Source organism: Pontibacter pamirensis (assembly GCF_010015475.1).
Classification (GTDB): domain Bacteria; phylum Bacteroidota; class Bacteroidia; order Cytophagales; family Hymenobacteraceae; genus Pontibacter; species Pontibacter pamirensis.
Window position 1 is genome coordinate 74,256 of the sequence record NZ_ML974109.1, and the last position, 12,586, is coordinate 86,841.

Annotated in this window: 11 protein-coding genes; 1 reads left to right on the forward strand and 10 read right to left on the reverse strand. The window is 47.4% G+C overall.

All coding sequences use genetic code 11. The features are described 5' to 3' along the window. Positions 1-7: 7 nt before the first annotated feature. The 6 genes from E1919_RS00420 to E1919_RS00445 all read right to left on the reverse strand — a co-directional run bounded on the left by E1919_RS00420 (position 8) and on the right by E1919_RS00445 (position 6,493). Entirely contained in the window at positions 8-640 is a 633-nt protein-coding gene (locus E1919_RS00420) for a phosphoribosylanthranilate isomerase (RefSeq protein ID WP_162051378.1), read from the reverse strand. Next, positions 637-1,452 (reverse strand): indole-3-glycerol phosphate synthase TrpC, encoded by an 816-nt coding sequence (gene trpC / locus E1919_RS00425; RefSeq protein ID WP_162051379.1) that lies wholly within the window; start codon positions 1,450-1,452, stop codon positions 637-639. The genes E1919_RS00420 and trpC overlap by 4 nt, the downstream gene beginning before the upstream one ends. A 175-nt stretch (positions 1,453-1,627) precedes the next feature. After that, positions 1,628-2,635 (reverse strand): anthranilate phosphoribosyltransferase, encoded by a 1,008-nt coding sequence (trpD, locus tag E1919_RS00430; protein WP_162051380.1) that lies wholly within the window; start codon positions 2,633-2,635, stop codon positions 1,628-1,630. Between the two features lie 118 nt (positions 2,636-2,753). Beyond that, positions 2,754-3,317, reverse strand: coding sequence for an anthranilate synthase component II (locus E1919_RS00435; RefSeq protein WP_162051381.1), 564 nt, complete (start codon positions 3,315-3,317; stop codon positions 2,754-2,756). 1 nt (position 3,318) lies between these two features. Further along, entirely contained in the window at positions 3,319-4,731 is a 1,413-nt protein-coding gene (locus E1919_RS00440; RefSeq protein ID WP_162051382.1) for an anthranilate synthase component I family protein, read from the reverse strand. Positions 4,732-4,990: 259 nt separating this feature from the next. Next, positions 4,991-6,493 (reverse strand): M20/M25/M40 family metallo-hydrolase, encoded by a 1,503-nt coding sequence (locus E1919_RS00445; protein WP_162051383.1) that lies wholly within the window; start codon positions 6,491-6,493, stop codon positions 4,991-4,993. A 581-nt stretch (positions 6,494-7,074) separates the two neighbouring features. Between E1919_RS00445 and E1919_RS00450 the strand changes: the two genes are divergently transcribed. Beyond that, entirely contained in the window at positions 7,075-7,482 is a 408-nt protein-coding gene (locus tag E1919_RS00450; RefSeq protein WP_162051384.1) for a hypothetical protein, read from the forward strand. Positions 7,483-7,537: 55 nt separating this feature from the next. Here E1919_RS00450 and hisB read toward each other — a convergent pair whose 3' ends face one another. The 4 genes from hisB to hisG all read right to left on the reverse strand — a co-directional run bounded on the left by hisB (position 7,538) and on the right by hisG (position 11,919). Continuing rightward, the gene (hisB, locus tag E1919_RS00455) at positions 7,538-8,638 is read right to left on the reverse strand and encodes a bifunctional histidinol-phosphatase/imidazoleglycerol-phosphate dehydratase HisB (protein WP_162051385.1); all 1,101 of its coding nucleotides are present in this window, start codon (positions 8,636-8,638) and stop codon (positions 7,538-7,540) included. Positions 8,639-8,735: 97 nt separating this feature from the next. After that, positions 8,736-9,782: a histidinol-phosphate transaminase gene (hisC, locus tag E1919_RS00460; protein WP_162051386.1), complete on the reverse strand. Its 1,047-nt coding sequence runs from the start codon at positions 9,780-9,782 to the stop codon at positions 8,736-8,738. Beyond that, entirely contained in the window at positions 9,775-11,064 is a 1,290-nt protein-coding gene (gene hisD / locus E1919_RS00465; protein ID WP_162051387.1) for a histidinol dehydrogenase, read from the reverse strand. The genes hisC and hisD overlap by 8 nt, the downstream gene beginning before the upstream one ends. A gap of 3 nt (positions 11,065-11,067) precedes the next feature. Then, complete coding sequence (gene hisG / locus E1919_RS00470; protein ID WP_394351735.1) at positions 11,068-11,919, reverse strand: ATP phosphoribosyltransferase; 852 nt, start codon at positions 11,917-11,919, stop codon at positions 11,068-11,070. Between the last annotated feature and the right edge of the window lie 667 nt (positions 11,920-12,586).

Sequence of the window (12,586 nt, forward strand, 5' to 3'; positions counted from 1 at the left end):
TGACATTTTATAATTTACTTTTCATTAATGTCATCAACTGCTTCAACTCCTCTACCTTTTTCAGGCCCGGCTCCTGTTCAAATCCGCTGTTTACATCTACGGCTAAGGGTTTCGGCCTCAGCTCTTCAAACTCTTTCTGCTGCAGGTTCTCCAGCGTAAGCCCGCCGCTCAGGAAGTAAGGTTTGTCAGCGATATGGCCTTTTAGCAGCTCCCAGTCAAAGACAACACCATTGCCGCCATACTGCTTCCCTTTCGTGTCAAACAGGAAATAGTCGCAGAAGCGTTCATAAAGCAGGGTACTCTGAAAAGAGAAACTATCTCCAACTGAGAACGCTTTTATTACTTTCACTCCTTCTTCCTGAAGCTCCTGGCACTGCCGTGGTGTTTCATTCCCGTGCAGCTGCACCAAATCCAGGTGATATGTCTTTACCTTCTCTAAGATTTCTTCCGTGCTTTGGTTTACAAACACTCCTATTTTCTGAACAGACGCAGGCAGGGAAACTAATAGTTCTGGTGTGATAGTTTCTCCGACGAAGCGTTTGGAATTCTTATAGAAGATAAAGCCCATGAAGTCAGGTTGCAGCGCAGCTACTTGCCGGATGTTTTCTGGTTCGCGCATGCCGCATACTTTCACCTTCATGCCACCTTCTCCTTTTTCCCCTGTAACGCCCGAAGTTCTTTAATAAAAACAGCAGCAGCACGTTCCGGGCGACTGTTCGTCATAAAGCTCTCCCCAATAAGGAAACCGTTGTAGCCTGCCTCCTGCAAATCTACCAAGGTCTGTGGCTGGCTCAGGCCGCTTTCAGAAATTTTTGTGACTCCTGAAGGAATATGCTTCGCCAACTCGAAAGACAAACCAACATCAGTTTTGAAGGTTTTGAGGTTGCGGTTATTCACACCGACCACCGTCACCTCGTCGTTCATGCTCTGCTGTAGCTCTTCCAGGTTATGCACCTCGAGTAATACTTCAAGACCTAGAGTGCAGGCAAAGGCAGCAAGTTCCTTCAGGCGGGCAGGCTCCAGTGCAGCGGCAATCAGCAGTATGGCATCAGCACCTATCGATTTTGCCTCCACCATCTGGTATTCATCCACCATAAAGTCTTTGCGCAGGATCGGGCAGTAGTTAAACTTTCTGGCGGTTGTTAAGTCTTCGTTTCTGCCGCCAAAGTAATTGGTGTCTGTCAGGATAGACAAAGCGGAAGCTCCGGCCTGCATATATCCGATAGAGGTTCTCTCCACCGAAACATAAGGATTGATGTCTCCTTTAGAAGGGGACTTGCGTTTAATTTCTGCTATGATACCGCTTTTGTCCGGGCGCAACAGGTAGCGCTCCAGCGAAACGCAGGGCGTGTTAAAGTAGATGCTTTTCTCCAGCAGCTTTACCGGATATAATTCTTTGCGCTCCGCAACTTCTTTATATTTCTGGGCAATGATTTCGTCTAGGATGTTCATATCATTAATGTGTTTCTTGCTGATTACACTGAGTCTTTATTCGTCTTGAGCAGTCCAACCACCCCTAACCCCTCCTGGGGGTAAAGGGGCCCCCTTTGAAGTCTAAGGCGGGGAATTTTCCAGCCTTTCTTGTTTTAAGCACTTATATTTCATTGTTGCAGCTATGCAAGGAGTTTTATACCGCTACCTTCTGGTCCTTTACAAGCCTATTAAACAAGTCATAAGCCTTGCCTGAGACAAGTGTTTCTTGAGCAAGCGCTACAGCGTCTTTTGTTTCCAGTTCTGGTCTGGCAGTCTGCAGGGCCATGCCTGCATTCGCGGCTACTACCGCTGTCTGTGCCTCCGTTCCGGTACCTTGCAACACTTTCAAAAATAATGCTGCTGAGCCTGCCACATCGTCTCCGCCTTGAATTTGCTCGTGCTTTAGCTTCGGCAGTCCCAGTGTGTCTGCATCATACAGCGCCTCTTTGTTATCAGAAATTACCTTGAACGGGCTGGTCAGGGAAATCTCATCATAGCCATCCAAGGTGTGGATGATGCTGTAGTGTACCTCCGGTTGTTGCTGGTAAAGGTAGCCGTACATGCGGGCTAGCTCTAAACTGAATACGCCCACCATCTGCCGCTTCGGGAAGGCTGGATTAACCATGGGGCCAAGCATATTAAAAAATGTTTTAACACCTAGCTCTCTGCGGATTGGCCCCACGCTCTTCATCGCCGGGTGGAACAGCGGGGCGTGCAGGAAACAGATATTATATTTGTCAATGCTTCGCTCCAGCGCATCGGTGTCGGTAGTGAATTTTATACCCAATGCCTCCAGCACGTTAGAAGAACCACAAGAAGAAGATACGCCATAGTTGCCGTGCTTGGCCACATGCACACCTGCTGCCGCCACTACAAAGGAGGAAAGCGTACTAATGTTAAAAGTATCCTTGCCATCACCACCCGTACCACACAGGTCGATAGGATTATATGCATCCAAATCCACGCGCTGGCAAAGGTCCAGCAGCGCATTCCGGAAGCCTTCCAATTCATCCACCGTAATGCTCCGCATCATAAATACGGTTAAAAAACTGGCAATCTGGTTCTGGTTATACTTGCCAGCCGTAACATTCACCAGCACTTCGTGCGCCTGCTCTTTAGTAAGCGTCTTATGCTCGAATAAGTGGTTCAGTATTTCTTTCATCTCTTTCTTTATAGCTAAAGGTTTTTGAAAAAAGTGAGGAAGATATGGGACTTCTAAAATGAAGGTTTTATCTCAAAAAGAAGTCTTAAGTCCTTTGTCGAACAATCCTTTGTCAACCTCAGCTTTCCAGCCAGTTCTTAATAATCTGCTTGCCGTGCTCTGTCAGCACTGACTCCGGGTGGAACTGCACGCCGCGCACATCATGCTCTCTGTGGCGTAGCGCCATGATACGGCCTGCCTCGTCTACGGCGGTTGGTATAAGGCAATCCGGCATTTCCTCTTCCACTAACCAGGAATGGTAGCGGCCTGTACCAAATTGCTGGGGCATGTTCCGGAAAAGTGGCTCATCCTCACTTACAATACGCACAGGTGTGGCGATTCCGTGCCATACTTCGTTGCTGTTAAACAACTTGCCTCCGTATACCTCCCCAATGGCTTGATGTCCGAGGCACACCCCAAACAGGCTCCTGTTCGAGCCATAAGTGCGGATGACATCTTTCAATATGCCTGCCTCATCCGGAATACCCGGACCTGGTGATAGCATGATTTTCTGAAAAGCGCCTACTTCCTCCAGCGTAATTTTATCGTTTCTCCGCACAGTTACCTGTGCACCTAACTCCTGCAGCAGGTGCACGAGGTTATAGGTGAAGGAATCGTAATTATCTATAACAAGAACTTCCATATCAGTTAATTTCCTGGGCTATTTGAAGGGCACGGCGCAGTGCCATCAGTTTATTGTCTACCTCCTGCAGCTCGCTTTCCGGGTTAGAAGCGGCCACAATGCCTGCACCGGCCTGGTAGTATAATTTATAGTCTTTGCTCAAAAAAGAGCGAATCATAATGGCGCTGTTAAAGTTCCCGTTGAAATCAAGGAAGCCAATGCAGCCACCATAAAAGGCGCGGTTGGTGGTTTCGTAGCGGTCGATGAGTTGCATGGCCATGTGCTTGGGAGCACCGGAGAGCGTACCCGCCGGAAAGGTGCTGGCAATCATCGGCAACGAATCCTCCTGCTTGTTCAGTTCTCCTGATACTTTGGATACCAGATGGATGACGTGGGAATAAAACTGGATTTCGCGGAAGGTCTCCACTTTCACACTGTGGCCGTTGCGGCTGATGTCGTTACGAGCCAGGTCTACCAGCATCACATGCTCCGCGTTTTCTTTCGGGTCTGCCAACAATTTCTCGGCAAGGGCGGCATCAGCAGCGTCATCGCCTGTTCTCCTGAAAGTGCCGGCAATTGGGAAGATGCTGGCTTTCTTGTCTTTTATCACCAGCTGTGCCTCCGGTGAGGAGCCAAAGATTTTAAAGCTACCGTAGTCGAAGTAAAAAAGGTAAGGCGAAGGGTTAACGGAGCGCAGCGCACGGTATACATTAAATTCATCGCCCTGAAAAGCCTGTGCAAAACGACGTGAAAGCACCAGTTGGAATACATCGCCCCGGAAGCAATGCTGTTTGGCCTTTTCAATGTTCTTCAGATAGTCGTGGCTGCTGATGTTCTGCTCTTCCTCTCCTACAGTTTTAAAAGTATAGCTTGGAATATTTCGGCTGTTTAGCAGGGCCTCAAGCTGATTAATACCATCGTCGCTGCCCTGGTTGTAGCTATGAGCAAAAATAAAAGCCTCGTTTGTGAAGTGGTTGATAGCAATAATGTAATGGTATACCGCATAGTATAGGTCTGGAATCTGCTGGCGGTCCGGGCGAAGGTTCAGCTCTATATCTTCAAAGTACCGCACGGCATCGTAGTTCATGTAACCGAACAGGCCATTATGGATGAAGTTAAACTTGGTTTGCTCTTCAACATCAAAGCTTCCTGAAAAGGCAGCCAGTCGCTCCGGCACATTTATTTCTTTTGTAATGTGGGTGTGGCGGATGCTGCCGTCGGGAAAGGTTTCTGTCAGCACCTCGTTCTCTGCTTTGATGCTGGCCATGGGGCTGCAGCAGATATAGGAGAAGCTGTTTTCGGCGCCGTGGTAGTCGGAACTTTCGAGCAGAATGCTATTAGGGAAGCGGTCCCGCAGTTTCAGGTAGACGCTGACAGGGGTTAGCGTATCGGCCAGCAGGCGCTTGTAGGTAGTACTGATTTTGTAGTTCTTCATCGTTTTATAGAAGGTGCTAAACAAAAAGCCCGCTATTCCAGTGAACAGCGGGCTTTTTTCTAATATCGTGTGCTATCTTATTTCATCATATATACATAGCAGAGCTGTTCACGTTTTGTTTTTCAACGTGCCACCACCATGCTGTATGTAAATTCTGATTCACTTATCTTTCTGTCTTTAACATTGAAGGTTACTTTCTCCTCCACTTTCACAAAAATAGAGGCTAATTTGATAACTCCCAACAATTGGCCACATTTTTTTATTTATCCGTTACATCTGGCAGCAGATCTGCCTCTTCCTGCTGCATCACCACCTGAAGCGGTAAATCTCCACACGTATTCCGAAGCAACGTCTTATAGAAGGCAATGCTTTTTTCGAATACCTCCACCTCCAGGCGTTCATCTACATTATGCACCAACTGAGCATCTTCGCGGGTTACCACCTGCGGACCAAAGCGATAGATGTTGTTGGTGAGGTTTGTGTAGTGCCTCGCGTCTGTTGAACCCGGGAAAAGAGCAGGCACTACAAGCGCCACTTTCGGGAAAGTCTCTCTTATACTCTGTTCTAAAGCGGCATAGGTCCATGTATCGGTTGCGGTAATGGGAGACGGCGGCGTATACTTGCCCTTCATCTCTATCTGAACGCGCTCGTCATTTATTGCTTTAGTTACATGCTTCAGCACCGTTTGCTGATCCTCACCGTTCAGAATCCGGATGTTGAGAACAGCCTTTGCCATACGAGGCATCACATTATAGGTGTCGCCAGCCTCTAAAACAGTAGGAGTCATTTGTGTGCGAATAAGTGCGCCGGTGGCTTGGTCCTTTGCCAGCATCTTTAGTATTTTTCCTTTAAACAAGCCATAATGGCGCATGGCAAATTTGTACTTGCCACCCATTTTGTTTGCCATCAACTCCATTGTTTCTTTGGTGGTTGGAATCATGCGCGCTTCAAAGGGGGTGTTCTGCAGGCGGTTCAAGGCTGCACTCAGAATAGAAACAGGCGTGTCGCGCGGTGGTGCAGAAGAATGCCCACCCTCTCCATTTACCTTTAGCTGCAGGTTCATGCCCCCTTTCGCTGCTGTACCTATAAAAGCAATGGGTTCTTCCACTCCTGGCAAAATTCCTTTCGCCACAGCCAGGCCTTCGTCAAAAACAGCTTCAAGTTTTACGCCCTGTTCCTGCAGGTATTCACTTATTTTGCCTGCACCTTCAGTACCTCCCACCTCTTCATCATGCCCAAAAGCTAAGTAAATCGTTCTTTCCGGACTGTATCCCTGCTGCAACAGTTGTTCTACGGCTTCCATAATGGCTATCACCCGGTATTTATCATCCAGTGCGCCACGGCCCCAGATATAGCCGTCTTTCACTACACCCGCGTATGGCTGCTGTTGCCAATCATGCTTTGTCTCCTCTTCCACAGGCACCACATCCATGTGCGCACTCAGTAATACAGGGGGCAAGTCAGGATCCGTTCCAAGCCAGGTATAAAGCAGGCTATACCCGTTAATTACTTCTTTCTGCAATTGCTGGTGTAAGGCGGGAAAAGCCTCTCCAAGGTAGTCGTGCAGGCTTAAAAACTCAGAATACCTGAATTCCTGTTCATCAACATCTGAAGCCGTCTGAAAAGAAATTGCTTTTGCCAGCTTTTGAACCGCTTCGGCAGTGATAGCAGATGAGGCAGCATCTTTAAAATCAGTATCCTGAGCAAAAGCATTGGGGTAAGAAAAGACTAGAAAGATAAATATAAAAAGATATTGCCTCATACTGACATGTATCTCCCGGAGAGGAGTGAAATTGTAAATTTACAAAATTAGAGAATGAAAATATTCCTGCCTCTAACTTCTATTATAATAACTTGAGCAGCGGAAATATGGTTTCGATTATTTTTAAGAAGTGCTGCAGGGAGTCAGGTAACACACTTGCCGCTAAGTATCACCTGCCTCTCTTAAAGTTACCTAAAAAACATGAAACCATATAAATAAGCAGGCACAGGTTCAGGAAAGGCATTTAAGAGAGCAACAGGAATGAGCAGTTAAAGTCTTCAATGACAGATTAAAACAGCGATATTGGAAGCCTTAGAAATAATTTTAAAAAAAAATCCAATTGGTATATTTGAACAGTAGCCGGGATACTTTTCTCTTGGTGTTGTAGCTGCTTCTACTGTAAAAACCGGGTAACCAATCGTTTGTATAAATCTGTTGAAGACGCATGAATTAGGCTGTATTGCACTTTATTTGAAAGTAACGGTAGTAATTAATATATAATTAAATATCTATATTTAGTAGCATCCTTCGTTTCTGCGTAGTAAATTTGAAGCCTTCGTACTAAAAGGTAATATCTTAGAATGAAATTAGCACGAAACGAAATATTGTACAGAGAGTCTTATATTGTGATTGAGTTAAATCACATGGACGATTGGATCTATGTAAATTGGCGTGGTTTTGTGAACTACGATACTGTAACTGCAGGTTGTGAGAAAATACTTCATTTCATGGAGGAGCACCAGTGTTTCAAAATCCTGAACGATAATACAAATGTGGAGGGTATATGGTCAGGCGCTTCAAAGTGGGTAGGGCAAGATTGGATTCCGAGGATGAATACGGCAGGAATGCAGTGCTTTGCCTGGGTATATTCTCCCAGCACACTGAGCCGCCTCTCTACGGATAAATCGTTGCGCTACGCGAAGGAAAACGAATGTATCAATACTTTCGATTCCAAAGAAGAGGCAGAAGACTGGCTTCGAACTAAATAAAAAACTGCAAAAAGAGCAGCATGAGCAACTCCTTCTGCAGTTAGATACAAGGCTTTTATAGCGTGCCTTTTGTACTTGGTATAGAGGTGTCAAGCAGGTCCCGCTCCACGGCTATCCGGATGGAACGTGCGAAAGCCTTAAATATAGCTTCGATCTTATGGTGCTCGTTCTGCCCTTCCACCTTCACGTTCAGGTTAGATTTAGAGGTATCGCTGAAAGATTTGAAGAAGTGAAAGAACATCTCTGTTGGCATATCCCCTACTTTCTCACGTTTAAATTCCCCGTTCCACACTGTCCAGGGTCTGCCGCTGAAGTCGATGGCCACCTGTGCCAGCACGTCGTCCATGGGCAGCAGGAAAAAACCATAGCGGCTAATGCCCCGCTTGTCTCCCAGTGCCTGCAGAAAGGCCTCGCCTAGTGCCAATCCCGTGTCTTCAATCGTATGGTGCTCATCGATATGCAAATCGCCTTTTACCTGAATAGTCAAATCCAGTTTTCCGTGTTTTGCCACCTGCTCCAGCATATGGTCAAAGAAGCCCAGACCGGTTTTAATATCCATTTTACCGGTACCATCGAGGTTAAGTTCTACAAGAATATCTGTTTCTGATGTGCTGCGTCTTACACTTGCTTTGCGGGTTGCAGGCTGCTTCAGGAAAGTATAAATCTCGTTCCAGTTGTTCGTGCTCAGAGCAGCTCCTTCGGCCTTAGAATCACCTATAAAGATGGCTTTTGAACCTAAGTTTTGTGCGAGCTTTACATCTGTCTGGCGGTCACCGATGACGTAGCTGTTCTCCAGGTCATATTCGCCGGCCAGGTAATTTTTCATCATGCCGATGCCCGGCTTACGAGTCTCCAGCCCCTCGTGCTCAAAGCTACGGTCAATCAGGATTTCGTCGAATTTGATTCCTTCGCTTTCCAGTATCTCGAGCATTTTGTTCTGGTAAGGCCAGAAAGTATCTTCCGGATAGGAGTCTGTGCCCAAACCGTCTTGGTTCGTCACCATCACAAACTCATAATCAAGCTCCCGGAAAATCTTCACCATGTTGCTGATGGAGCCCGGCACAAAGGCAAACTTCTCAAATGAGTCTACCTGAAAATCCGTTTTCGGCTCCACCAGGATGGTGCCGTCACGGTCTATGAATAATGCTTTTTTCATTTTATTTTTTCGATGCTCGATGCTCATATCAGGTATCACGATTTCAAAATTGTGTCGTGATACCTGATACGAGCTACTTGATACACTTTTTAATATTTTATTCAAACTCAGATATCGCTTGTATCAGCTGTTGGTTTTCTTCCAGCGTCCCCACCGAAATACGAAGACATCCTTCACAGCCCGGCAAGCTGGAGCGGTTGCGTACCACGATGCCTTCGCCTAACAGGTATTTGTATAAGCCGTTGGCATCTTTCACCTTCACCAGTATAAAGTTGGCATCGGAAGGAAACACTTTCTCCACTGCGTCTAAAGTAGGCAATGTCTGCATGAGCAAGGTTCGCTCCTGCACAATCTCCTCTACCATATCTTTCAGCGCCTCGGTACGCGTTAACGCCTCCAGCGCCAGCTCCTGCGTTGCTTCGTTTATGTTGTAAGGCGGTTTTATTTTGTCCAGCACCGAGATGATTTCGGCAGAAGCGAAAGCAAGTCCTAATCGCAAACCCGCCATACCCCAGGCTTTGGAGAAAGTCTGCAGCACCACGAGGTTCGGGAACTCATCTAGCCTTGTGGTCCAGCTTGGGACTTGCCCGAAGTCTACGTAAGCCTCATCCAGCACTACCAGCCCGTTGAAGTTACGCAGAATAGTCTCTATACTCGAAGTTTCAATTGCGTTACCAGTCGGATTGTTCGGTGTGCAGATAAAGATGATTTTTGTATGGGGCTTCACCTGCGCCAGCAGATCCTCGACTGGGATCTGGAAATCCGTAGTCAGCTGCACGGCCTCCAGCGCCACATCGTTCAGGTTCGCTGATACTTCATACATGCCATAAGTAGGCGGCAGGTGCAGCATCGCATCCTGACCAGGACGGCACACCATCCGGAAAAGCAGGTCAATGGCTTCGTCGCTGCCGTTGCCCAGGAAAATCTGGTCTGGCTGCACGCCTTTCAGCTCCGCAATGCGGGCCTTGAGCTTCTTCTGGTGCGGGTCTGGATAGCGGTTGTAATTTTCGCCGGCAAGGCTGCCGAGGTTGTTTTCGTTGGCATCCAGAAACACACTGGCAGCGCCTTTAAATTCGTCGCGGGCCGAAGAATAGGCCTTCATCTTCTGCACGTTCGGCCGGATTATGTCATTCAGGTTAAACACGGTTTACCTCCTTCAATCTTATACTTACTGCATTTTTGTGTGCCTCCAGCCCTTCAGCGGCCGCCATAGTTTCAATGGTGCTTCCAATCTGCTGCAAACCTTCCGGGGTAATGTACTGGAAGGTGATTTTCTTCACGAAGCTGTCTAAAGACACGCCGCTATAGGCGCGGGCGTATCCATTGGTAGGCAAGGTGTGGTTTGTACCCGAAGCATAATCGCCTGCCGACTCGGGGCTATAATTCCCCAAAAATACAGAGCCAGCGTTGGTGATGCTATCAATGGCTTCTTCGAAATTAAGAATAGAAAGAATCAGGTGCTCCGGAGCGTACAGGTTGGAAAAGTCCATCATTTCCGATACGCTACCCAGCACAACACCAAGGCTATTCTCTAAGGCTTTCTGAGCAAATTCCTTCCGTGGCAGTATAGCTAATTGTACTTCTAACTCCTGCTCTACTTTCTCCAGTAAACTTTCGGAGTTCGTTAGCAGCACCACCTGCGAATCTGCCCCGTGCTCCGCCTGCGAGAGCAGGTCAGCGGCGACAAATGCAGGATTGGCAGAGTCATCCGCCATCACCAGCACCTCAGAGGGGCCGGCAGGTAAGTCGATCGCAACGCCTGTTTTGCTCACCAACTGTTTTGCGACAGTCACATACTGGTTTCCGGGGCCGAATATCTTGTAAACGGCGGGAACTGTCTCCGTGCCAAAAGCCAAGGCGGCTACCGCCTGCGCACCACCTGCTTTTACCACCCGGTTCACTCCCAAAAGGGAAGCCGTGTAAAGGATGGCAGGATGAACCGTTCCGTCTTTGGAGGGCGGCGTGCAGAGCACCAGTTCCTTGCATCCTGCTATACGGGCTGGCACACCCAGCATCAGCAGCGTAGAGAACAAAGGAGCTGTTCCACCTGGAATATATAAGCCAACTTTCTCAATGGCCACACTCTTACGCCAGCAGGTAACACCAGGCATTGTTTCTACCTGTTTTACATGCTCCGCCTGCTGTGTATGAAACACCTGAATGTTGCTGTACGCCTGCAGAATCGCTCCCTTCAGTTCCGCTGACAACTTTGATTCTGCCTGGGAGAATTCTTCCTCTGAGGCCAATAGACTGTGCAGCTTCACGCCGTCGTACTTTTCAGCCAGTTCCAGTAAGGCGGCATCTCCCCGCTCCTGCACCAGCTGAAAGGTTTGAAGTATACCCGGCTCCAACTCCTCCAGGTTTTTAGTAGGTCGCTTCACCAGCTCCTGCCATTGCTCCTGTTTTGGGTTTATGATTTTGCGCATGGCTTATATAATCATCTTTTCAATCGGGATCACTAAAATACCCTGTGCCCCTGCCGCTTTTATCTTCTCGATGATCTCCCAGAAGTCATCCTCATTTACAACAGAGTGAAGCGAACTCCAGCCATCTTCGGCAAGCGGCAGAATAGTAGGCGATTTAATGCTTGGCAGCAAGGCTCTGATTTCGTCCAGGCTCTCATTGGGCGCGTTCAGCAGGATATACTTCTTTTTGCGGGCGCGTTGCACGGCATGTATCCGGAACAGGAGTTTGTCCAGGATCTCGCGTTTTTCTTCGCTCAGGTCGTCGTTGGCGATTAGGGCGGCTTCTGATTTGAACACACGCTCTACCTCTTTCAGGCCGTTGCTGATAAGGGTACTCCCGGAGCTTACAATATCACAGATTGCTTCTGCCAGACCTATGCTGGGGGCAATTTCAACGGAACCGCTGATAGTATGGATGTCTGCTTCCACGCCTTGCTCCTGCAGGTAGGCCTTTAACAGATTTGGGTAGGAAGTGGCAATGTTCTTCCCGTTCAGGTCCTGGATGGAGTTGTATTCCATTGTTTTGGGAACAGCCAGGGAAAGACGGCATTTTGAGAAACCAAGCTTCTCCACCGTCAGCGACTGTTTCCCCTCCTCTACAAGTACATTCTCCCCCACAATGCCAATATCGGCCACACCGTCGGCCACATAGCCCGGAATGTCATCATCGCGGAGGTAAAGAATTTCAAGCGGAAAATTGGTTGATTCAGTTTTAAGCTTCAGAGAAGAATTAACAAAGGAGATTCCACACTCGCGGATCAGGTTCAGCGAATCTTCACTTAACCTACCGGACTTCTGGATAGCTAATCGTAGCATACAAGGTATTTTTTATGTCTTTATGTATAACAAGAAATGGTGCCTTTGCTTCTGGCAAAGAACAAAATCGGGCACAAACCCTGGGGGGCAATATGATAGTAGTATTCCTCTTACGAGGAATGATGGATGTGATGGAAACGTACATGTGCAGCCGAAGCAACAGGAATTGCTGAAGAAGACGGGGTGCTATATATATTAGTTGCGCTCATGTAGTAGCTACAAAGTAAAGCTGTTTTTTGAATATATAAAAACAAACCGTGCTAAAATGTACAACTGATACAAAGAAGGCCGCACAAAGTTTCGTAAGGTAGCAGCTGAATAAAGCTAAGAAATGAACTCGAAAAGCTTTCGTAATATGAACCTGCAGATAATCATGATACACCCATTATGTGGCATTTTCCAGGAAGAAGCGCCACAGACCAACATCCTCTTCCCTCTTATACCTTTTGAAAACAAAAAGGTTGCTCCCATAACACATGCTGTATAGTGAATATTAGATGAATATGCCATACCATGCATGCTGGTGCGCAGCGTATACAAAATAAATATTACTGTGGCGCAAGTAGTTGCCGGGTAGTGTATTTAAAGTAAGGATATATTATTTGCTACTTTCACATAATTCAAGTGGTACAGTAGGAAGCGTATTGCCAGACGGTGATTCTCCCAA